The sequence below is a fragment of the Pseudomonas sp. FG47 genome, from assembly GCF_057809115.1.
Map to the genome: position 1 here is coordinate 91,316 of NZ_JBMDJI010000010.1, position 19,813 is coordinate 111,128.

Consider the following 19,813-nt stretch of genomic DNA (forward strand, 5'->3'; position numbering starts at 1 on the left):
CGCTTTGATTCAATCGGCCTACCCGGCCGGCTACCTGCATTCAAGGACACTATGAGCAAGCCCACTGCCGACAACGCGCCAACCGCCGCTGCCAAAGGCGCCCCCGCCGTCCCTGTGAACTTCCTGCGGCCGATCGTCCAGGCCGACCTGGACGCGGGCAAGCACCAGAGCATCGTCACCCGTTTCCCGCCGGAGCCCAACGGTTACCTGCACATTGGTCACGCCAAGTCGATCTGCGTCAACTTCGGCCTGGCCAAGGAATTCGGCGGTGCCTGCCACCTGCGTTTCGACGACACCAACCCGGCCAAGGAAGACCAGGAGTACATCGACTCCATCCAGCGTGACGTCAAGTGGCTGGGCTTCGAGTGGGCAGGCCCGGTGCGCTACGCCTCGGACTACTTCGAGCAGTTGCACGACTGGGCGGTGGACCTGATCAAGTCGGGCAATGCCTATGTCTGTGACCTGACCCCCGAGCAAGCCAAGGAATACCGCGGCAGCCTGACCGAGCCGGGCAAGAACAGCCCGTTCCGCGAGCGCGGCGTCGAGGAAAACCTCGACCTGTTCGCGCGCATGAAGGCCGGTGAGTTCAAGGATGGCGAGCGGGTGTTGCGGGCCAAGATCGACATGGCCTCGCCGAACATGAACCTGCGCGACCCGATCCTGTACCGCATCCGCCATGCCCACCACCACCAGACCGGTGACAAGTGGTGCATCTACCCCAACTATGACTTCACCCACGGTCAGTCGGACGCCATCGAGGGCATCACCCACTCGATCTGCACGCTCGAGTTCGAAAGCCACCGTCCGCTGTACGAGTGGTTCCTCGACAAACTGCCGGTGCCGGCGCATCCGCGCCAGTACGAGTTCAGCCGCCTGAACCTGAACTACACCATCACCTCCAAGCGCAAGCTCAAGCAACTGGTGGACGAAGGCCACGTCGAGGCCTGGGACGACCCGCGCATGTCGACCCTGTCGGGCTACCGTCGCCGTGGCTACACCCCGGCCTCGATCCGCAACTTCTGCGAGATGATCGGCACCAACCGTTCCGACGGCGTGGTCGACATGTCGATGCTCGAGTTCAGCATTCGCGACGACCTCGACCGTACCGCGCCGCGCGCCATGTGTGTGCTGCGTCCGCTGAAGGTGGTCATCACCAACTACCCTGAGGGCCAGGTCGAGCAGCTCGAACTGCCGCGCCACCCGAAAGAGGACATGGGTGTGCGCGTGCTGCCATTCGCCCGTGAGCTGTACATCGACCGCGACGACTTCATGGAAGAGCCGCCAAAAGGCTATAAACGCCTGGAGCCGGCCGGTGAAGTGCGCCTGCGCGGCAGCTACGTGATCCGCGCCGATGAGGCGATCAAGGATGCCGATGGCAACATCGTCGAGCTGCGCTGCTCGTACGACCCGGACACCCTGGGCAGGAACCCCGAGGGCCGCAAGGTCAAGGGCGTGATCCACTGGGTGCCGGCCGCTGGTAGCGTCGAGTGCGAAGTGCGCCTGTACGACCGCCTGTTCCGCTCTGCCAACCCGGAGAAGACCGAGGATGGCGGCAGCTTCCTCGACAACATCAACCCGGACTCGCTGCAGGTGCTCAGCGGCTGCCGCGCCGAGCCTTCGCTGGGTCAGGCCCAGGCCGAGGACCGTTTCCAGTTCGAGCGCGAAGGCTACTTCTGCGCCGACCTGAAAGACAGCCAGCCGGGTCGCCCGGTGTTCAACCGCACCGTCACCCTGCGTGACTCCTGGGGCAGCTGAGGAAACGCCGTGCTTTCGATCTACAACACCTTGAGCAAGACCAAGGAAGCCTTCAAGCCGCTCGATGGCAACAAGGTGCGCATGTACGTGTGCGGCATGACCGTGTATGACTACTGCCACCTTGGCCACGGCCGCAGCATGGTGGCCTTCGACCTGGTCACCCGCTGGCTGCGCAAGAGTGGCTATGAACTCACCTATGTGCGCAACATCACCGACATCGACGACAAGATCATCAACCGCGCCAACGAGAACGGCGAGTCGTTCGACGCGCTGACCGCGCGCATGATCGACGCGATGCACGAGGACGAGCGCCGCCTGAGCATCCTCAAGCCCGACCTGGAACCCCGTGCCACCGACCATATCCCCGGCATGCACGCGATGATCCAGACCCTGATCGACAAGGGTTACGCCTACGCCCCGGGCAATGGCGACGTGTACTACCGCGTCGGCAAGTTCGCCGGCTACGGCAAACTGTCGCGCAAGAAGATCGAAGACCTGCGCATCGGCGCGCGCATCGAGGTCGACGAAGCCAAGCAGGACCCACTCGATTTTGTCCTGTGGAAGGGCGTCAAGCCGGGTGAGCCGTACTGGGATTCGCCATGGGGGCCGGGCCGTCCGGGCTGGCACATCGAGTGCTCGGTGATGTCCACCTGCTGCCTGGGCGAGAGCTTCGACATCCACGGTGGCGGCAGCGACCTGGAGTTCCCGCACCACGAGAACGAGATCGCCCAGAGCGAGGCCGCTACCGGCAAGCAATATGCCAACGCCTGGATGCATTGCGGCATGATTCGCATCAATGGCGAGAAGATGTCCAAGTCGTTGAACAACTTCTTCACCATCCGCGATGTGCTCGACAAGTACCACCCGGAAGTGGTGCGTTACCTGCTGGTGGCCAGCCACTACCGCAGCGCGATCAACTACTCCGAAGACAGCCTGCGCGACGCCAAGGGCGCGCTCGAGCGCTTCTATCATGCGCTGCGTGGCCTGCCGCGGGTGGCTGCCCAGGGTGGCGAGGCGTTCGTCGAGCGCTTCACCGTGGCGATGAACGACGACTTCGGCACGCCTGAAGCCTGCGCCGTGCTGTTCGACCTGGTGCGCGAGATCAACCGCCTGCGTGACAGCGACCCCGAGGCCGCTGCCGGCCTGGCAGGTCGTCTGCGCGAGTTGGGGGATGTGCTGGGCGTGCTGCAACTGGAAGCCGATGACTTCCTGCGCGCCGGCGCCGAGGGCAAGGTCGATGCCGCTGAAGTGGAGGCGTTGATCCAGGCGCGTCTGCAGGCGCGCAGCGACAAGAACTGGGCCGAATCCGACCGCATCCGCGACCAGCTGGCCGCCATGGGCGTGGTGCTGGAAGACAGCAAGGGCACCACTACCTGGCGCCTGGCTGACTGATACTGCAACCGGGGCCGCTGTGCGGCCCAATCGCGGGGCAAGCCCCGCGATGCTTTTCAGGCTGCTACTTTGCCGGCCCCGCCAATGGGCAATGCAACGCCAGCTTTGCCCCACCCAGCGCACTGCTGGCCACCTCCAGCCCGAACCCATGCAGGTCGACGATCGCCGCGACGATCGACAGCCCCAGCCCGAACCCCGCATGACGATGGCCTTCCTCGCTGCGGTAGAAGCGCTTCAACACTGCCTCGCGCTCATCCGCCGGAATCCCCGGCCCACTGTCCTCGACTGCAATATGCACGCCGGCTTCGTCCTCGCTGGCGACGATACGCACCTGTCCGCCCTCGGGGGTGAACTTGATCGCGTTGCCCACCAGGTTGGCCAGTGCCTCGAACAGCAACTCCCGGTCGCCATGCAGCGCCGCAAGCTGCGCAGGCTGCTCCAGGTGTAGGCGAATGCCGCCATCCTCGGCCAGCGGCAGGTAGAAGTCATGAAGCTCCACCAGCAACGCCTGCGGGTCGAGCCGGACAAAGCCGGCGCGGCGCTGGCGGTCTTCCAGCTCGCTGATGCGCAGCAGGCCGCGAAAGCGCGCCATCAGCGTGTCGGTCTCGCCGATTGCCTGGTCCAGCGCCGCGCCTTCGGCGGAGTCGCTGCCGCTTTGCTGGCGGATGCGGTAGAGCTGGGCACGCAGGCGCGTCAGCGGCGTGCGCAGGTCGTGGGCGATGTTGTCGCATACCCCTTTGACCTCGTGCATCAGCCGCTCGATGCGGTCGAGCATGGCGTTGACGATGGCCGCCAGCATGTCCAGCTCGTCACGTCGGGCCGACAGCGGCAGGCGGTGGGTGAGGTCGCCGGCAACGATCAGGTCGGCTTGGTCCTGGATGGCGCGGATGCGCTTGAGTGGCCGGCGGCGCAACAGGTACCAGCCGGCAAAGCCGGGAATCAGGGTCAGCGAGATCCCCCAGAGCAGGGCATGCAGGATGATCCGGGTCACCACGAACAACGAGCCGTTGTCGCGCACCAGCACCAGCCAGCGGCCGTCCTGCACCTTGATCGCCACCGCGTCGCAGCTGTCGCGGGGCAGGTGCGGGTCGTCGGCGTCCAGGCAACGCTTGAGTTCATGGACCTTGCCATCGAGCCCTAACTCCGCGGGGATGTTGCGGATGCGTCCGCCAATGGGGTTGAGCTGGCGATCGAACAGGCCGTAGGCATCGAAGCTGCGTTCTTCGAAGGCTTGGCTGGCGATCAGTGCATCGTCCAGCTGCTTGCCGCTCATGTGGGCGAACAGGTGCTGGCGTTGCAGCATGGAGTGGCGGGTGAGCTTGTTCAGGTAGCTGGTGACCTCGAAGTACAGCACCCCCATGAGGATGCTGCTCCAGGCCACGAACAGGAAACTGTACAGCGCCAGCAGGCGGCTGGTGGAAGAACTCCAGCCTTTAGACGGGTTCGGCAATGGCATAGCCGGAGCCCCGCACGGTACGAATCAGCGGGTTCTGGCCGGGCGAGTCGATCTTCTTGCGCAGGCGGCCGATGTGCACGTCGATCAGGTTGGTGCCAGGGTCGAAGTGGTAGCCCCAGACCTCTTCGAAGATCATCATCCGGGTGATCACCTGGCCGGAGTGGCGCATCAGGTATTCGAGCAGCTTGTACTCGGTGGGCAGCAGGTTCAGCGCCTGTTCGCCGCGGCGGGCTTCGTGGCTGATCAGGTCCAGCTCGAGGTCGGCGACCTGTAGGCGGGTCTGGGTCATCGGCACGCTGTTGCGGCGCAGCAGCACCTCGACCCGGGCGGCCATCTCGTCGGAGGCGAACGGTTTGGTCAGGTAGTCGTCACCACCGGCGCGCAGGCCGCGCACGCGCTCGTCGACGTCCGACAACGCGCTGATCATCAGGATCGGCGTGGCGATCTTCAGGCTGCGCAGGGTGGTGACGATGGTCAGGCCGTCGACCTCGGGCAGCATGCGGTCGAGGGTGATCAGGTCGTAGCCGCCGGCGATGGCCTTGGCCAGGCCCTCGCGGCCGTTGTCGGCCCAGTCGACTTCCAGCCCGTGGCTGGACAGTTCGGCGACGATTTCCTGGGCGGTGACGGCGTCGTCTTCGATGGTCAGTACGCGAGGCATGCTGGTTCCTGGGCGGCGAGTGGAGACCTGATTGTGCCAAAGAATAGACAAGCGGCGATTTAAGAAAAATTCATCTGGGAGCATGGAACGGTAGGTGCCATAAGCAAAGGGGGCATGCCATCGCTGGCATGCCCCCTTTGTTCACTGCAGGCGCATGCCTCAGGCGACCTTGACGATCCAGCCCGCTGGCGCTTCTACGTCACCGCTCTGGATGCCGGTCAGCTCGGCGTAGAGCTTCTGGGTGACCGGGCCGACCTTCTCCAGGTCGTGGAACACGTGCAGCTTGCCGTTGTACTCGATACCGCCGATTGGGGTAATTACCGCGGCGGTGCCACAGGCGCCGGCCTCGATGAAGCGGTCGAGCTGGTTGATCTCGACATCGCCTTCGATCACGGTCAGGCCCAGGCGCGATTGCGCCAGTTCCATCAGCGACAGACGGGTGATGCCCGGCAGCACCGAGGCCGATTTCGGGGTGACGAACTCGTTGTTGGCCGTGATGCCGAAGAAGTTGGCCGAACCGACTTCCTCGATCTTGCTGTGGGTCAGCGGGTCCAGGTAGATGGCGTCGGCGAAGTTGGCTTTTTTCGCCTCGGCGCCTGGCTGCAGGCTGGCGGCATAGTTGCCACCGACCTTGGCCGCGCCGGTGCCTTGTGGCGCGGCGCGGTCGAAGCTGGAAATCTGGAAGTTGTGCGGCTTCATGCCGCCTTTGAAGTACGAACCCACCGGGATGGCGAAGATCGAGAAGATGAACTCGGGCGCGGTGCGCACGCCGATGTTGTCACCGGTGCCGATCACGAATGGGCGCAGGTACAGGGCGCCTTTGCCGTGGGGCGGCACGAACTTCTCGTTGGCCTTGACCACTTGCTTGCAGGCTTCGATGAATACATCGGTGGGCACCTGCGGCATCAGCAGGCGAGCGCAGCTGCGTTGCATGCGCGCGGCATTCTGGTCAGGACGGAACAGGTTGATCGAGCCGTCCTTGCAACGGTAGGCCTTCAGGCCCTCGAAGCACTGCTGGCCATAGTGCAGGGCAGTGGAGCCTTCACTGATGTGTAGCACGTTGTCTTCGGTCAGGGTGCCCTTGTCCCACTCGCCGTCACGCCATACGGACAGGTAACGTTTGTCGGTCTTGATGTAGTCGAAACCCAGCTTGTCCCAGTTAATGCTTTCGTTACTCATGACACCCTCATTGCTCTTGCCCGAACACGGCGGGCTGCTTTTATATGCGCACCCCGCCACCATAATACATCCGGCGCGGATCGGGAACGGCCAGTCACACAATCCGCCGGGCGCGTACGTTCGGGTCAGTCGCTGTCGCGATGACGATTACGATGAACGAACAACCCTGAGCCTGTGCAGAGCAGAAATGTCACCCACATGACCCAATCCACGCCCAGGTACAGGCCCTGAGGAAGGAACCGCCAAATCAGCACACCTGCGCCAAGCAGAGACAGCCCAGCCCATTTGCGTACCTTTGCAGCGCGAAGGTTGTGGTAGAGCACGGCTGCTGCAAGTATGAGCAGCGCCGCGGCGATGAAGGCATTCATGGGTGCGCCTGGATAATAAGCGATTGGCTTGACCGTTGCGGTCCGATTCCTCCGCTGACACTCGCCTCTACGTGGACCATCCTGTCGCCCATGTGGTAAGTCGGCAACCTGCTGCTTGCCAGTGGGCCGATGGCCACCCCCAGCGCGGCGCCGGTTATTGGCGCGACCAGGCCCACAGGTACGCCAATAGCTGTGCTGATTAGCGCACTGACGTGCCCGCGTTGGTCATTCAGTGCATCGGCTTGTTCTCTGGTGAGCGCCATGGAGATCGATACCCGAACTTGGCAGGGGCCTTTCGCCTGCGTACGGTCGTAGACCTGTATCAAGGTTTCTGTCACTCGATAGCTGGCCTGCCGAGCGCTCGTGAAATCAAGCATTGCAAGCTTTGCGCGGTCTGCTGGATGAATAGTCAGTTCATGAACATCAAGCACGATGCCGCGGTTGGCGATGACTTGATAGGTTTTCTCGAATTGCACTGTGACTTCCCTTTCGTTGCTGGGGCGTGTTTCCCAGGGCCTGACAGTGAAAGGTTTTTGCAGTTGAACGAAGCTCCGTTCTTCCGAATTGGTTGTGGGGCTTTTCTGTAATTTTGAGCCGTTCGAGGATCCGCCTCAGCGCAAGCGCCGGTTCCAGTCGCCGCCATGATCGCGCCAGCAGGCTTCTTCGCTGTCGAAGCCCACGTGCCAGGCCACATGGTCCAGCGCGACGCCTGCATCGCTCAGTGCCTGGGCAGTCAGCGCGATCATCCGCGCCTTGTCCGTGCCGGCCAGTGCGCGGGCCTTGTCGGTGTCGTCGGTGAACACCCAGGTGATGCGCAGGCTGGCAGGGAAGTCATCGAGGTCGACCTGATGGGTGAGCCAGGCAAAGCCGACGATCTCGGCCTGGGCAGTGGCGCAGGCTTCGGTCAGGCAGGCGACCATCTCGCGCTCCAGGCGCGCCAGCGTTCGGCGATTACCAGCCATCAGTCGTCGATCTGCTGGCAGAAGCGCAGACGGTTGCCGAACGGGTCGGCCACCTGCATCTCCAGGCCCCAGTCCACCTCCTCGGCCGTGGGGCGGGCGTAGCCATACTGCTTGGCCAGCAGTTCGCGCTCAAGGGCCTTGAGGTCGGCGACCCGGGCGAACACCGCCGAGCCTGGGGTGGCATCGCCATGGTGTTCGGACAGGTGCAGGACCAGCCCGTCGCGGTGAATCTGCATGTACAGCGGCAGGTCGGCGGCGAAGCGATGCTCCCAGTCGAGGGTGAAGCCGAGGAAGTCGAGGTAGAACTCCCGGGCCTTATCCACCGAGAAGATGCGCAGAATCGGAATGGCGGGGGCGAATTGCATATACAGGCTCACTGATTAGTGGGGGGCAGGGGCGCCGTCATGCGCTTGCGCGTGTCTTTGTCGATCTGCTCGCGAAGGGCTTGGAACAGCGGCGAGGCGTCAGTATAGCGGCGGCCATAGTCGAGGTTGAAGGCGTAGTCGAAGTCCGGCGGATTGGCCCCCTGGGTGTGCTGCAACAGGGTTTCCAGCTTGTCCAGGGCCTTCACTGCGCGGGCCTCGGCGCTGCGTGCCGCACTGTACTCCTGCCACAGGTCGAGGATGTCGGTGCGCAGCGGCTCGTCGAGCACCGCGCACAGTTGTCGCAGGTCGGCGAATTCCTGCTGGTCCTTGTCCTGGCCGGGGTGTTGGTCGACGGCGGGGATATCGCCGTGCAACGCCTCGCCCAGGTCGTGGATGACACACAGTTGCACGACCTTCAACAGGTCGAGGCCAGGCATCTGGTCGGCGAACACCAGGGCCATCAGGCACAGCCGCCAGCTGTGCTCGGCGGTGCTCTCGGTGCGGCCGGTGGCGGTGTGGGCACTGCGTAGCACGTCCTTGAGACGTTCGGCCTCGCGTAGAAAGGCCAGGCGGTTGGCCAGCAATTGATGATCCATTTCAGCTCCCCGGGTGGATACAACCCGTTAGCCTAGACGTGGGGCTGCCCGTGGACCACGGATAATTTATGCGCGCAGGCTCAAGCCAGGGTTTCGACCAGGCGCGCGGCGCTGCCGTCGGCCAGCAGCAGGCGGGTCCAGCGGCAGCGCCCGGCCGTGATCGGCACCACCCGCGAGCGGTTGTGGCCAGTGTCGAACTCCAGCGCTGGTGGCGCCAGCTGTTCGCGCCAGCCGAGGGCCTGCAGGCTGGCCTCGCGCTGCATGATCGCCTCGCTGCTGAAGCGCCAGAGCGAGTGCCCCAGCAAGTCTGACAGCGGCAGGGCGAACTCGGCGGCGCGGGAGGGCGAGCAGGCCAGCAGGCGGTGGCTGAGATCGCAGACCAGGTGCACCGGTCGCTGGTTGCCCTCCACCAACCGGGCCAACGCCCGGTCGGCGGCGGCACTCAGACGGGCGCCGAGCAGTTGCTCGAGCCGTGCCTGCTCCTGCGGGCTCATCAGCTGCTGGCCGCTCTCCCAGCGGGAAATGGTCGATTGCGCCACGCCGAACAGCTGGGCCGCGTGCGCTTGCTTGACCCGGTGCAGCAAGCGCCAGCGGCGCAGCGCGATACCCAGGCCGGCGGGTTGGGGCAGGGCGGTAGCGGGCATGGGCTGACCTGTCGGGCACTGGAACGGAGCGGCAGTGTCGCGCGGGCTCTACGGCAGGGCAAGGCGCACTGACCGGCGGTTCGCAAGTTTCATCTGCGTTCACCTGCGCAGTTGGCCCGCTCCCTGCTATATCCAGCCAGCGAATTTGATCGAGTGGTCAACCCGGCGCGCCAGCGCGCGACCGGCGCATGACCCTCCGGCCGGCCGCCAGGCCACGGATTTCAGGGGTAGCAGGATGACACTGGGGCAACGGATCGAAGCACCGCAGGCAGACCCAGGCTGGAGTGCCCACCTGCAGTTGCGCTTCAACCTGCGCGAGGGGGTGACCCGCCTTGGTGCGAAGCGCCATGTCGGACCTCTTTTGGTGCAGCGCCCGTTCCATCCCGAAGGCGCGCCGTGCCATGTGTATGTGCTGCACCCACCAGGCGGCATCGTTGCTGGTGACCGGCTGGACCTGGATATCCACCTCGAAACGGGCAGCCACGCGTTGTTGACCATGCCGGGAGCCAGCAAGTTCTACCGTAGCGTCGGCCCGACCGCGCGCCTGGCCCAACGTTTTCACCTGCAGGCCGGCAGCACCTTGGAGTGGCTGCCCCAGGACAGCATTTTCTTCAATGGCGCCCGCGCCAGCCTCGACAGCCGTTTCACCCTCGAGCCCGGTGCCCGCCTGCTGGCCTGGGAAACCCTGTGCCTGGGCCGTCCGGTGATCAACGAGGATTTCGCCCAGGGCGCGCTGGACAGCCGCTTGTGCATCGAGCTGCCCGACGAACCTGGCCTGCACGAGCGGCTGCGCATCGAGGGTGGCCACCTGGGCAAGCTCGCTGGCCACCCCTTGCTCGCCACCTTCTGCGCCACGCCCGCCGACCCAGACGTGCTGGAACGGGTCCGCCAGTTGCTCGATGGCTTGCCGACGCCGGCCGGGGCCACCTTGCTCGGCCCGCTGCTGGTGATCCGCCTGCTCGACCACGACAACCAACGCCTGCAACACAACCTGCAGCGCCTCTGGCACCTGCTGCGCCCGGCCGTGCTCGGCCTGGCGCCGTGCCCGCCGCGCATCTGGGCCACCTGAGAGAGCCGCCATGGAACTGACCCCAAGAGAGAAAGACAAACTGCTGTTGTTCACCGCCGCGCTGCTGGCCGAGCGTCGGTTGGCCCGTGGCCTGCGGCTCAATTACCCGGAAGCGGTGGCGTTGATCAGCGCCGCGGTGCTCGAAGGCGCTCGCGATGGCCGCACGGTGGCCGAGCTGATGAGCCTGGGCCGCGAAGTACTGGTGCGTGAGCAAGTGATGGACGGTGTGCCCGAGATGCTCCACGACGTTCAGGTCGAAGCGACGTTCCCTGACGGCACCAAGCTGGTGACCGTGCATGACCCCATCGTCTGAGGTGCTGCCCATGATTCCCGGAGAAATCCAGGTCGCCGCCGGCGACATCGAACTCAACGTCGGCCGCCAGACGCTCAGCGTCAGCGTGGCCAACCACGGCGACCGCCCGGTGCAGGTCGGTTCGCACTACCACTTCTTCGAGGTCAACCACACCCTGGTGTTCGAGCGTGCGCCGACCCGCGGCTTTCGCCTGGACATCCCGGCCGGCACCGCGGTGCGTTTCGAGCCGGGCCAGGCCCGTACCGTCAGGTTGGTGGCCTATGCTGGCAAACGTGTGGTGCATGGTTTTCAGGGCAAGGTGATGGGCGCGCTGGAGGGCAGGGCATGAGCCGTATTTCCCGGCAGGCCTACGCCGATATGTTCGGCCCCACCGTCGGCGATCGCGTGCGCCTGGCCGATACCGCGCTGTGGGTGGCGGTGGAGCAGGACTTCACGGTTTATGGCGAGGAGGTCAAGTTCGGCGGCGGCAAGGTGATTCGCGACGGCATGGGCCAGGGCCAGATGCTGGCCGCCGAGGCCATGGACCTGGTGCTGACCAACGCCCTGATCATCGACCACTGGGGCATCGTCAAGGCCGATATCGGTATCAAGCACGGGCGCATCGCCGCCATCGGCAAGGCCGGTAACCCTGATGTACAGCCATGCGTGACGATTGCAGTGGGGCCGGGCACCGAGATCATCGCCGCCGAAGGCAAGATCGTCACCGCCGGCGGCATCGACTCGCATATCCATTTCATCTGCCCGCAGCAGGTCGAGGAAGCGCTGACCAGCGGCATCACCACCTTCATCGGCGGTGGCACCGGGCCTGCCACTGGCACCAACGCCACCACCTGCACCCCTGGCCCCTGGTACCTGGCGCGCATGCTCCAGGCCGCCGACAGCCTGCCGATCAACATCGGCCTGCTGGGCAAGGGCAATGCCTCGCGGCCCGAGGCCCTGCGCGAGCAGATCGACGCCGGAGCCGTGGGCCTGAAGCTGCACGAGGATTGGGGCTCGACTCCAGCGGCCATCGACTGCTGCCTGGGCGTGGCCGAGGAAATGGACATCCAGGTGGCGATCCATACCGACACCCTCAACGAATCGGGCAGCATCGAGGACACCCTGGCCGCCATCGGCGAACGTACCATCCATACCTTCCACACCGAAGGTGCCGGTGGTGGTCACGCCCCGGACATCATCCGTGCGGCGGGGCAGGCCAACGTGTTGCCGTCATCGACCAATCCGACCCTGCCGTACACGGTCAATACCGTCGACGAGCACCTGGACATGCTCATGGTCTGCCATCACCTGGACCCGAGCATCGCCGAGGACGTGGCCTTTGCCGAGTCGCGCATCCGTCGCGAGACCATCGCCGCCGAGGACATCCTCCACGATATCGGCGCCTTCGCCATGACCTCCTCCGACTCGCAGGCGATGGGCCGGGTTGGCGAGGTGGTGCTGCGTACCTGGCAGGTGGCGCACCAGATGAAGCTGCGCCGCGGCCCGCTGGCGCCGGACAACGACTTTAGCGACAACTTCCGGGTCAAGCGCTACATCGCCAAGTACACGATCAACCCGGCGCTGACCCATGGCATCGCCCATGAAGTGGGTTCGGTGCAAGTGGGCAAGCTTGCCGACCTGGTGCTGTGGGCGCCGGCGTTCTTCGCGGTCAAGCCGGCGCTGGTGCTCAAGGGCGGGATGATCGCCAGCGCGCCGATGGGCGATATCAACGGCTCGATCCCCACGCCGCAGCCGGTGCACTACCGGCCGATGTTCGGCGCCCTGGGCGCGGCGCGCCATGCCACGCGCATGACGTTTTTACCCCAGGCCGCCATGGACCGTGGCCTGGCCGCAGAGCTGAACCTGCGCAGCCTGATCGGCGTGGTCCATGGCTGTCGGCGGGTACGCAAGGCCGACATGGTCCACAACAGCCTGCAACCGCGGATCGAAGTCGACGCGCAAACCTACCAGGTGCGCGCCGATGGCGAACTGCTGGTGTGCGAGCCGGCCCACGAACTGCCGCTGGCCCAGCGCTACTTCCTGTTCTGAGGGAGCTAGCTAATCAACGTTTCACGTTCTGGTTTGTTTTGAAGGAGTGAACATGATCGTACTGACCCAAAGGCTCAGCGCCGCTGCCGGGGTGACCGGCAGCGTCACCCTGAGTGTCGACAGCCGTATCAAGAGCCGCCTGCGCGTGACCCTCGACGATGGCCGCGAAGCCGGCCTGATGCTCGAACGCGGCCACCTGTTGCGCGGCGGCGAACTGCTCGCCGATGCCGATGGCCTCCAGGTGATTCGCGTGCTGGCGGCGCCCGAAGCGGTGTCGACAGTGCGCTGCGCCGACCCACACCTGCTGGCGCGCGCCGCCTATCACCTGGGCAATCGCCATGTGCCGCTGCAGATCGAGCCGGGCTTGCTGCGCTACCAGCACGACCATGTACTCGACGACATGCTGCGTGGCCTAGGCCTGAGCGTCGCCGCCGAACAGGCGCCGTTCGAGCCCGAGGCTGGCGCCTACCAGAGCACCGCGCACAACCACGACCACCCGTTCGTGCGCCTGAATGCACCTGCCTGACTTTTGGAGCTTGCAATGAAAAAGACCTTGGCCTTTTTGCTGTTGATGGTGGCCCTGCCGGCCTTCGCCCACCCAGGGCACGATGCCAACCCGTTGCAGGATGGCTTGTTGCACCCGCTCACTGGCCTTGATCATCTGCTGATGCTGCTGGGCACCGGCGCGCTCGCCGCCCTGACCAGGCGCCCCCTGAGCTTGCCGCTGGCGACCCTGGCGGCGATGTTCGGCGGCGCCGTGTGCGGCCACCTGTTCGGCAACGTGATCGGCATGGAGCAGATGATTGTCAGTTCGCTGCTGGTGGCCGCCGCCGCCCTGTTGTTGCCCAGCCGCCAGTGGCTGTTGTCGCTGATCATGCCGGTGTTCGCCCTGTTCCACGGCTGGGCCCATGGCGTGGAGGCCACCCCGAGTGCGTTCTGGCTGTTCAGCGCCGGCTTCGTCACCGTCAGTGGCCTGTTGCTGGCGGCAGGTTTCGCTGGCGGTTGCCTGTTGCGGCGTCACCCGGGGTTGCAGAAAGCCTTCGGTGGCGGCCTGCTGGCCGGTGCCGCGCTGGTGCTGGCCGGTTGATGCACAGCGACCTGGCGCTGCTGCGCCTGCTGCAACTGGCCAGCCCAGGGCTGCCGGTGGGCGGTTTTACCTATTCGCAAGGCCTGGAGTGGGCCGTCGAGGCCGGTTGGGTGAGCGACGCCGTGGGCTTTGCCGCCTGGCAGCGTGAGCAATTACGCGACACCCTGGGCTGTCTCGATTGGCCGGTGCTGGCCCGCCTCTACCAAGCCTGCCAGGCGCATGATGCACAAGCGTTCGCCTACTGGACGCGCTTTCTGTTGGCCAACCGTGAAACCGCCGAGCTGCGCCTGGAAGAGTGCCAGCGCGGCAGCGCCCTGGCGCGGCTGCTCGAAGGCTGGCAGTTGGCTCAGGAGCCGGCCTGGCGCTCCAGTCTCGAACTCAGCCAGCTCGGTGGCATGGCCTGGCTGGGCGCGCATTGGGCGATTCCGCTGCGCCAGCTTGCCCTCGGCCATGGCTATGCCTGGTTGGAAGGGGCGGTGATGGCTGGGGTCAAGCTGGTGCCGTTCGGCCAGCAAGCCGCCCAGACGCTGTTGCGCGATTTGGGCGCGGAACTGCCCGGCGTGCTCGATCAAGCCTTGATGCTGCAGGACGGCCAGCTCGGTGGTGGCCTGCCACTGCTGGCGATTGCCTCGTCACGCCACGAAACCCAATACACCCGTTTGTTCCGTTCCTGAGGATTGCCCCATGCAAAACTACCAGCAACCCCTGCGTGTCGGCGTCGGCGGCCCGGTCGGCTCCGGCAAGACCGCACTGCTCGAAGCCCTGTGCAAGGCCATGCGCGATGAGTACCAGATCGCCGTGGTGACCAATGACATCTACACCAAGGAAGACCAGCGCATCCTCACTGAGGCTGGCGCCCTGGAGCCCGAGCGCATAGTGGGCGTCGAAACCGGCGGCTGTCCGCACACCGCGATCCGCGAGGATGCTTCGATGAACCTGGCCGCGGTCGAAGCCCTGGCGCGAAAATTTGGCAACCTCGAGGTGATTTTTGTCGAGAGTGGCGGCGACAACCTCAGTGCCACCTTCAGTCCGGAATTGGCCGACCTGACGGTGTATGTGATCGATGTCGCCGAGGGCGAGAAAATTCCGCGCAAGGGTGGGCCGGGCATCACCAAATCGGATTTCCTGGTGATCAACAAGACCGACCTGGCGCCCTACGTAGGGGCCTCGCTGGAGGTGATGGCGCGCGACACACGACGCATGCGCCCTGAACGGCCGTGGACCTTCAGCAATTTGAAGCAGGGTGAAGGCTTGCAAGCCGTGATCGATTTTATCGTTGAGCGAGGGATGCTCGGGGTAGGGCGTCGTCGGCGCGAAGGCGCTTAGGTCAAGCGATCGGGGTGTTGCCCACGCGATCGTGCGTAAACGGCGGCCCGCTTGAGGGCGCAGGGCCAGCTTCATAGGTTTGGCTGAGGAGGTAGAGTCATCGGGGGTGGCGGCGTACCTTGCCGCCAGTTCACTGACTCAAGGACGCTAACATGAATACCATGGCATTGATCGCCCTATGGATTGTCGCAAACTCAGCTCAGGTACAGCCTGATGACTGCGCCCCGCAGGCAATTCTCCCTTCACCCTTTACCCCGCCTGCGTCGGCGAGTGGCAATGCCGCGCAGGTAGCGGGGCTCGGGCACTACGGTGGTGTGACCGCGATGGACTGTCCGGACGATACCTTGCGCACATCGGTTGGGCATTGCCAGCCATTCTTCGAGTTCGACTGAGCCTTGTGACAATGCTGTGCCGCAGGCGAGGCTCTTCGCCTGCGTTCCCTTCGTCAGGTTGGGTTCGAGTACGCCCAACCTGAGCCCTTCGGTGTTCCACACGCGCATGCGCGAAGCACCTAAGCATTGAGCCTGTCAGCTGCCCTGAATGCGTTTTCCGGTGTCTGGAACGCCTCGCTCAATGCGCTCCCTGGCCCGCGTTGTAGGAAACTTCACAGCGTTGCGGTAGACCAGTGCAGGACTAAAACACCATCGCCATTGAATTGAACGGGCTTCGTGCACGACAGAGGAAGATATCCAGTCGTTGCACCAGGCTTTGGCGAAGGAATGTAGTCGGTGATGTAAGTAAAGTTTGTCGGGCTGACGGCGGAAAGGATTGAGAAAATTCATCTGCAGCAGCCCCAACAAATACTACAGAAGGATTACATGATGAAACGCCTTGCACTGATCGCATTTCTGGCCACTGCTGGTCTGACCCAAGTCGCCCTGGCGGGTGATTGGCCAGACAATTGCCCGGAAGGTACCTACCCGACGCCAGTGGGCCATTGCCAGCCTGCCTGGGATTTTGACTGATCGTTAACGATCGACTAGCGCCCTAGGTGGATTAACCCCCGTCCGTATCGCCACGGACGGGGTCTTTTGTGCAAGGCCGTCCTGTCGAGCGCCGGGTTGGCAGTTGACGGAGCTGCTCGGTGGGCGGCAACCGAGGGACAGCGCAAATGTGCTCAAGGCATAGGCAAATCCTTGGTCGCGTGATCTGCCTCAGGTTTAGGCGTCGAGGTAAAGTGACAGAAAAACCGATGCCGTGCCCCGCGCCAGAGAGGTATCCATGGCCTCCTATACCTTGCGTCAACTCAAGTACTTCGTCACTACCGTCGAGGCTGGCAGCGTGGCCGAGGCTTCCCGTCAGCTTTATATCGCCCAGCCATCGATTTCCACCGCGATCAAGAGCCTGGAGGAAAGCTTTGGCGTGCAACTGTTCATCCGCCATCATGCCCAGGGCGTCTCATTGACCCCAGGTGGCAAGCGTTTCTATGCCAAGACCCGGGCGTTGCTGCAGATGGCCCATGAATTCGAGCAGAACGCCCTGGCCGACAACGACACCGTAGCTGGACAGATCGATATCGGCTGCTTCGAGACCGTGGCACCGCTATACCTGCCGCGGCTGATCGCCGGTTTTCGTGAACGTTACCCGGGAGTCGACATCCGCCTGCGCGACGGTGAGCAGCAGGACCTGATTCAGGGTTTGACGGCCGGCACCTTCGACCTGGCCTTTCTCTATGATCATGACCTGGACGGCACCATCGAGACCGAACCGCTCATGCCGCCCCAGAAGCCCTACGTGCTGCTGCCCGAGAAGCATCGTTTCGCCGGCCAGGCCCAGGTGTCACTACGCGACCTGTGCCCGGAACCGATGATCCTGCTCGACGTGGCGCCGAGCCGTACCTACTTCGTCAGCCTGTTCAATGACCTTGGGTTGACGCCGAACATCGTCTTCAGCTCACCGTCGATCGAAATGGTGCGCGGGATGGTTGGTCAAGGCTTTGGGTTTTCGCTGTTGGTCACCCGGCCTCATTCTGAATTCACCTATGACGGGCAGCGCCTGGTGACCCTCGATATTGCCGAGCCGGTGGCCTTGTCGGGGTTGGCTGCGGCCCATCTGAAGCGATTGCAATTGACCAAGCCGGCGCAGTTGTTCGTGGCTTTTTGTCGGGAGCAACTGGCCAGTGGGTAGCGCAGGCTTGCCGGGAACAGAATCAGCCGAGATGATGCGCCCATGACTCGATTCACCGGTTTGCATGCCGTCCGGCGTAGCCTGTCTGCGCAGGGGCCGCAGTGGCTCTGGCTGCGCTACCAGCGACCCTATCATTGGCCGTCGACCTTGGCGTTCTTCGCCGCGAGGTGTATTCCCGGTATCGAGAGCTGCCTGGAGGGTGTCTATCGGCGCAGTTTCGTCTGGGCGGGGCGCCATGGCGTGCTCGAGGCCAAGCCGGGGGTGTGCCTTCGGGTGCGTCTGAGCGGGGTGGCTCCGGCGCAAGTTCCTGGGTTGATTGCTCGCTTGCGCCGCGTGTTCGACCTGGATGCCCAGCCCGCGCGGATCGCCGCGGCGCTCTGCGCCGACCCGTTGATGGCACGCTTGCTGGCCGCCCGCCCGGGCCTGCGTGTGCCCAAGGGCTGGGAGCCCTGCGAGCAGGCGATGCGCACTGTGCTGGGGCAGCAGATCAGTGTCGCCGGCGCCATGACCCTGGCCGGCCGGCTGGTGGCTCGACATGGGCAGCCATTGCGCGCCGCCGAGCCGTGCTTGAGCCATGTGTTTCCCGGCGTCGAAGCACTGGCGGTGGCTGAGTTGACCGGACTGGGCATGCCCCAGGCGCGAGCAATGACCTTATCGACCCTGGCCAGGGCCTTGCTCGTTCAGCCCGACTTGCTGCGGTCGGGCCAACCGCTTGAGCGCGCTATCAATCGCTTGTGCCTGCTCAAGGGTATCGGCCCGTGGAGCGCGCATTACCTGGCTTTGCGCCAGCTGGGCGATAGCGATGCGCTGCCCCTGGGGGACGTGGCGCTGGTCAAGGCCCTGCGCCTGCATGAGGGCCCGTTGGCACAACTGGCCGAACGCGCCCAGGCCTGGCGCCCTTGGCGTGCCTATGCGGCGCAGCACTTGTGGGCCTCGTTGGCCGACTTTCCCCCGGCAAGCGGTCGCCAGGGCAGGTAAGCGGTCGGGTTTGGACCACCTGTCGGATCAGCGGGACTGTCGGTCGAACGAGCTGCCTGCGACCAGGATCTTCCACTAAGGTGCAAGAGGATTGCGCTGCTCTTCATAGCCTGGGCGAAGGGACCGTCGCCGGGGCGTAATCACCCACAACAGGCCAGACAGAGAGGGACGTACCATGTCGTTGATTGGCGTTTCGATGCTTGAAATGCGGCAGATGATCGAACAGGCCTGCCTGCCCGATCGCTGCGAGGTGAGCTGCCCGGATGGCGAATACCTCACTATCCGCCTGGGCCAGGGCCAGAGCCTGGACGATTGCCTGACTGTCACCGGGGTGCCGGTGACCAGCCTCAACAGTTGCCGCGACCTGGTTGGCCTGGTGACCCAGCTCAAGGAGCAGCGTCACGGCCAGCCGCAGCCGCTCAAGGCGATTGCCTGAGCGGCGACAGCCCGGTCAGCCGAGGCTGGCCGGGCGCACATATTCAGGCATCAGGCCGTTGAACCAGAACAGGATCATCGACACCAGCAGGGTGACCAGCAGCAACAGCCCCACCCCCCAGATGCAGGTGGCGAACAGCATGGCTTGCTCCTTGCGTAGCCGCAGGAAGGTTTGCAGGCCGCCATACAGCAGCACGCTGGCATAGGCCGACGCCGCCAGCAACGCCACCACCGCCACCCAACGCACCGGGACCAGGCCCACCACCCCGGCGAAGAACCAGGGCGTGGCGCAATAGGCGGCAAAGCCGATGCATTGATTGAGGTTCGGTTGCACATCGAAACCGCGCGACATCCAGCGGATCATCACCCCCATCAACATCACCCCGACCACGGTCGTGGCGTACAGCAGCCCGGCCAACTGCGCCGCGCTGGTCACGTCCAGGCGTACCCGTGCCTCGGTGGCCAGGCTCCAGCCCAAGGTGCTGGTGCCGACGAACAGGCACAGGGCCGGGATCAGCGCCAGCACCAGCAGCCGTGGCAAGTATTGCTGCGGGTGGTCTTCCTCGGCCCGGCGGATCTCGATCCAGGCGTCGGCTGGGTGGGTGAAGAGCTTGAGCAATGGGCTGTTCATGGTGTTCTCCTCGCAAGGCATGCACTGCCTTTGTGCTATGGAGACGCGGGTTCGCGGCAGGGTTCAGCCGGGCTTAACGCCGTTGATCGGCTATTGCAGCTCCAGCAGCAGGTTGAGGCCGCCGTCGCCGCAGCGCACATGGTCGCGGACCACGCCGTGGTAGCTGCGGCCCTCCCAGACGAACGCGACACTGTGGGCGCGCTCCACCTTGCCCGGCAGCGGCGGTTCGATATGCAGGCGCAGGGCCGGGCGCCCCTGCAGGTTGAGGGCTGCCACCTGCACCTGACAGGCGGCGCGCTGCGCTACTGGGCCGAACAAGGTGTCACGGACGAAGTCCAGCTCCAGGCAGGCACAGGGCGCACGGCAGGACATCTTCATGGCGGGCTCCCGATGAAAGAGGCGATACATCAATCATTGGAAGCCTGGCGCAGGAAGGTGTTCAAA

At 64.6% G+C, this 19,813-nt stretch carries 25 protein-coding genes; 14 read left to right on the plus strand and 11 right to left on the minus strand.

Features of this window, described 5'->3' with window-relative positions:
- The first annotated feature begins 51 nt into the window (after positions 1-51).
- Both ACODS5_RS10865 and cysS read left to right on the plus strand, forming a co-directional pair.
- Entirely contained in the window at positions 52-1,755 is a 1,704-nt protein-coding gene (locus tag ACODS5_RS10865) for a glutamine--tRNA ligase/YqeY domain fusion protein (protein ID WP_489108653.1), read from the plus strand.
- A gap of 9 nt (positions 1,756-1,764) precedes the next feature.
- A complete protein-coding gene (gene cysS, locus ACODS5_RS10870) occupies positions 1,765-3,147 on the plus strand; it encodes a cysteine--tRNA ligase (RefSeq protein WP_489108654.1) in 1,383 nt (460 codons plus the stop codon).
- A 64-nt stretch (positions 3,148-3,211) separates the two neighbouring features.
- Here the strand turns inward: cysS and ACODS5_RS10875 are convergent, their stop codons facing one another.
- From ACODS5_RS10875 to ACODS5_RS10915, 9 genes are all read right to left on the minus strand, one after another.
- Complete coding sequence (locus tag ACODS5_RS10875) at positions 3,212-4,603, minus strand: sensor histidine kinase (RefSeq protein WP_489108655.1); 1,392 nt, start codon at positions 4,601-4,603, stop codon at positions 3,212-3,214.
- On the minus strand, positions 4,581-5,261 hold the full coding sequence (locus tag ACODS5_RS10880) for a response regulator transcription factor (RefSeq protein WP_134692028.1): 681 nt from the start codon (positions 5,259-5,261) through the stop codon (positions 4,581-4,583). Before ACODS5_RS10880 ends, ACODS5_RS10875 begins: the two co-directional genes overlap by 23 nt.
- A gap of 159 nt (positions 5,262-5,420) precedes the next feature.
- A complete protein-coding gene (locus tag ACODS5_RS10885) occupies positions 5,421-6,440 on the minus strand; it encodes a branched-chain amino acid aminotransferase (RefSeq protein WP_134692029.1) in 1,020 nt (339 codons plus the stop codon).
- Positions 6,441-6,565: 125 nt separating this feature from the next.
- Positions 6,566-6,808, minus strand: coding sequence for a hypothetical protein (locus ACODS5_RS10890; RefSeq protein ID WP_134692030.1), 243 nt, complete (start codon positions 6,806-6,808; stop codon positions 6,566-6,568).
- Complete coding sequence (locus ACODS5_RS10895) at positions 6,805-7,284, minus strand: hypothetical protein (RefSeq protein ID WP_489108656.1); 480 nt, start codon at positions 7,282-7,284, stop codon at positions 6,805-6,807. The genes ACODS5_RS10890 and ACODS5_RS10895 overlap by 4 nt, the downstream gene beginning before the upstream one ends.
- A 135-nt stretch (positions 7,285-7,419) precedes the next feature.
- Positions 7,420-7,770, minus strand: a complete 351-nt coding sequence (locus ACODS5_RS10900) for a hypothetical protein (protein WP_489108657.1) — start codon at positions 7,768-7,770, stop codon at positions 7,420-7,422.
- Complete coding sequence (locus ACODS5_RS10905) at positions 7,770-8,135, minus strand: glyoxalase superfamily protein (protein WP_134692033.1); 366 nt, start codon at positions 8,133-8,135, stop codon at positions 7,770-7,772. The genes ACODS5_RS10900 and ACODS5_RS10905 overlap by 1 nt, the downstream gene beginning before the upstream one ends.
- Before the next feature lie 8 nt (positions 8,136-8,143).
- Positions 8,144-8,731: an HD domain-containing protein gene (locus tag ACODS5_RS10910; protein ID WP_489108658.1), complete on the minus strand. Its 588-nt coding sequence runs from the start codon at positions 8,729-8,731 to the stop codon at positions 8,144-8,146.
- 80 nt (positions 8,732-8,811) lie between these two features.
- Positions 8,812-9,375 (minus strand): helix-turn-helix domain-containing protein, encoded by a 564-nt coding sequence (locus ACODS5_RS10915; protein ID WP_489108659.1) that lies wholly within the window; start codon positions 9,373-9,375, stop codon positions 8,812-8,814.
- 235 nt (positions 9,376-9,610) lie between these two features.
- Between ACODS5_RS10915 and ACODS5_RS10920 the strand changes: the two genes are divergently transcribed.
- The 12 genes from ACODS5_RS10920 to ACODS5_RS10975 all read left to right on the plus strand — a co-directional run bounded on the left by ACODS5_RS10920 (position 9,611) and on the right by ACODS5_RS10975 (position 18,739).
- Entirely contained in the window at positions 9,611-10,444 is an 834-nt protein-coding gene (locus ACODS5_RS10920; protein ID WP_134692036.1) for an urease accessory protein UreD, read from the plus strand.
- A 10-nt stretch (positions 10,445-10,454) separates the two neighbouring features.
- A complete protein-coding gene (locus tag ACODS5_RS10925) occupies positions 10,455-10,757 on the plus strand; it encodes an urease subunit gamma (protein ID WP_011533326.1) in 303 nt (100 codons plus the stop codon).
- A gap of 10 nt (positions 10,758-10,767) precedes the next feature.
- Positions 10,768-11,085 carry an urease subunit beta gene (locus tag ACODS5_RS10930; protein WP_134692103.1) on the plus strand — a complete coding sequence of 106 codons (318 nt, stop codon included), beginning with the start codon at positions 10,768-10,770 and terminating at the stop codon, positions 11,083-11,085.
- A complete protein-coding gene (gene ureC, locus ACODS5_RS10935) occupies positions 11,082-12,785 on the plus strand; it encodes an urease subunit alpha (protein WP_489108660.1) in 1,704 nt (567 codons plus the stop codon). Before ACODS5_RS10930 ends, ureC begins: the two co-directional genes overlap by 4 nt.
- Before the next feature lie 52 nt (positions 12,786-12,837).
- Entirely contained in the window at positions 12,838-13,311 is a 474-nt protein-coding gene (ureE, locus tag ACODS5_RS10940; protein WP_489108661.1) for an urease accessory protein UreE, read from the plus strand.
- 15 nt (positions 13,312-13,326) lie between these two features.
- Positions 13,327-13,872, plus strand: a complete 546-nt coding sequence (locus tag ACODS5_RS10945) for a HupE/UreJ family protein (protein ID WP_489108662.1) — start codon at positions 13,327-13,329, stop codon at positions 13,870-13,872.
- Entirely contained in the window at positions 13,872-14,546 is a 675-nt protein-coding gene (locus ACODS5_RS10950; protein WP_489108663.1) for an urease accessory protein UreF, read from the plus strand. The genes ACODS5_RS10945 and ACODS5_RS10950 overlap by 1 nt, the downstream gene beginning before the upstream one ends.
- A 10-nt stretch (positions 14,547-14,556) precedes the next feature.
- Entirely contained in the window at positions 14,557-15,198 is a 642-nt protein-coding gene (ureG, locus tag ACODS5_RS10955) for an urease accessory protein UreG (protein WP_134692041.1), read from the plus strand.
- A 152-nt stretch (positions 15,199-15,350) separates the two neighbouring features.
- Positions 15,351-15,590: a hypothetical protein gene (locus ACODS5_RS10960; protein ID WP_489108664.1), complete on the plus strand. Its 240-nt coding sequence runs from the start codon at positions 15,351-15,353 to the stop codon at positions 15,588-15,590.
- An 829-nt stretch (positions 15,591-16,419) separates the two neighbouring features.
- Complete coding sequence (locus ACODS5_RS10965) at positions 16,420-17,325, plus strand: LysR family transcriptional regulator (RefSeq protein WP_134692043.1); 906 nt, start codon at positions 16,420-16,422, stop codon at positions 17,323-17,325.
- Between the two features lie 42 nt (positions 17,326-17,367).
- Complete coding sequence (locus tag ACODS5_RS10970) at positions 17,368-18,303, plus strand: DNA-3-methyladenine glycosylase family protein (RefSeq protein ID WP_489108665.1); 936 nt, start codon at positions 17,368-17,370, stop codon at positions 18,301-18,303.
- 175 nt (positions 18,304-18,478) lie between these two features.
- Positions 18,479-18,739 carry a DUF1652 domain-containing protein gene (locus tag ACODS5_RS10975; protein WP_489108666.1) on the plus strand — a complete coding sequence of 87 codons (261 nt, stop codon included), beginning with the start codon at positions 18,479-18,481 and terminating at the stop codon, positions 18,737-18,739.
- 15 nt (positions 18,740-18,754) lie between these two features.
- Here the strand turns inward: ACODS5_RS10975 and ACODS5_RS10980 are convergent, their stop codons facing one another.
- Entirely contained in the window at positions 18,755-19,369 is a 615-nt protein-coding gene (locus ACODS5_RS10980) for a Yip1 family protein (protein ID WP_489108667.1), read from the minus strand.
- Positions 19,370-19,459: 90 nt separating this feature from the next.
- Positions 19,460-19,747, minus strand: a complete 288-nt coding sequence (locus tag ACODS5_RS10985) for a hypothetical protein (RefSeq protein ID WP_134692047.1) — start codon at positions 19,745-19,747, stop codon at positions 19,460-19,462.
- Positions 19,748-19,813: the final 66 nt, after the last annotated feature.

Coding starts and splice junctions, on each gene's coding strand:
- ACODS5_RS10865 (WP_489108653.1), top strand. CDS start 52: ATGAGCAAGCCCACTGCCGACAACGCGCCAACCGCCGCTGCCAAAGGC.
- ACODS5_RS10875 (WP_489108655.1), bottom strand. CDS start 4,603: ATGCCATTGCCGAACCCGTCTAAAGGCTGGAGTTCTTCCACCAGCCGC.
- ACODS5_RS10880 (WP_134692028.1), bottom strand. CDS start 5,261: ATGCCTCGCGTACTGACCATCGAAGACGACGCCGTCACCGCCCAGGAA.
- ACODS5_RS10885 (WP_134692029.1), bottom strand. CDS start 6,440: ATGAGTAACGAAAGCATTAACTGGGACAAGCTGGGTTTCGACTACATC.
- ACODS5_RS10890 (WP_134692030.1), bottom strand. CDS start 6,808: ATGAATGCCTTCATCGCCGCGGCGCTGCTCATACTTGCAGCAGCCGTG.
- ACODS5_RS10900 (WP_489108657.1), bottom strand. CDS start 7,770: ATGGCTGGTAATCGCCGAACGCTGGCGCGCCTGGAGCGCGAGATGGTC.
- ACODS5_RS10905 (WP_134692033.1), bottom strand. CDS start 8,135: ATGCAATTCGCCCCCGCCATTCCGATTCTGCGCATCTTCTCGGTGGAT.
- ACODS5_RS10910 (WP_489108658.1), bottom strand. CDS start 8,731: ATGGATCATCAATTGCTGGCCAACCGCCTGGCCTTTCTACGCGAGGCC.
- ACODS5_RS10915 (WP_489108659.1), bottom strand. CDS start 9,375: ATGCCCGCTACCGCCCTGCCCCAACCCGCCGGCCTGGGTATCGCGCTG.
- ACODS5_RS10920 (WP_134692036.1), top strand. CDS start 9,611: ATGACACTGGGGCAACGGATCGAAGCACCGCAGGCAGACCCAGGCTGG.
- ACODS5_RS10925 (WP_011533326.1), top strand. CDS start 10,455: ATGGAACTGACCCCAAGAGAGAAAGACAAACTGCTGTTGTTCACCGCC.
- ACODS5_RS10930 (WP_134692103.1), top strand. CDS start 10,768: ATGATTCCCGGAGAAATCCAGGTCGCCGCCGGCGACATCGAACTCAAC.
- ureC (WP_489108660.1), top strand. CDS start 11,082: ATGAGCCGTATTTCCCGGCAGGCCTACGCCGATATGTTCGGCCCCACC.
- ureE (WP_489108661.1), top strand. CDS start 12,838: ATGATCGTACTGACCCAAAGGCTCAGCGCCGCTGCCGGGGTGACCGGC.
- ACODS5_RS10945 (WP_489108662.1), top strand. CDS start 13,327: ATGAAAAAGACCTTGGCCTTTTTGCTGTTGATGGTGGCCCTGCCGGCC.
- ACODS5_RS10950 (WP_489108663.1), top strand. CDS start 13,872: ATGCACAGCGACCTGGCGCTGCTGCGCCTGCTGCAACTGGCCAGCCCA.
- ureG (WP_134692041.1), top strand. CDS start 14,557: ATGCAAAACTACCAGCAACCCCTGCGTGTCGGCGTCGGCGGCCCGGTC.
- ACODS5_RS10960 (WP_489108664.1), top strand. CDS start 15,351: ATGAATACCATGGCATTGATCGCCCTATGGATTGTCGCAAACTCAGCT.
- ACODS5_RS10965 (WP_134692043.1), top strand. CDS start 16,420: ATGGCCTCCTATACCTTGCGTCAACTCAAGTACTTCGTCACTACCGTC.
- ACODS5_RS10970 (WP_489108665.1), top strand. CDS start 17,368: ATGACTCGATTCACCGGTTTGCATGCCGTCCGGCGTAGCCTGTCTGCG.
- ACODS5_RS10975 (WP_489108666.1), top strand. CDS start 18,479: ATGTCGTTGATTGGCGTTTCGATGCTTGAAATGCGGCAGATGATCGAA.
- ACODS5_RS10980 (WP_489108667.1), bottom strand. CDS start 19,369: ATGAACAGCCCATTGCTCAAGCTCTTCACCCACCCAGCCGACGCCTGG.
- ACODS5_RS10985 (WP_134692047.1), bottom strand. CDS start 19,747: ATGAAGATGTCCTGCCGTGCGCCCTGTGCCTGCCTGGAGCTGGACTTC.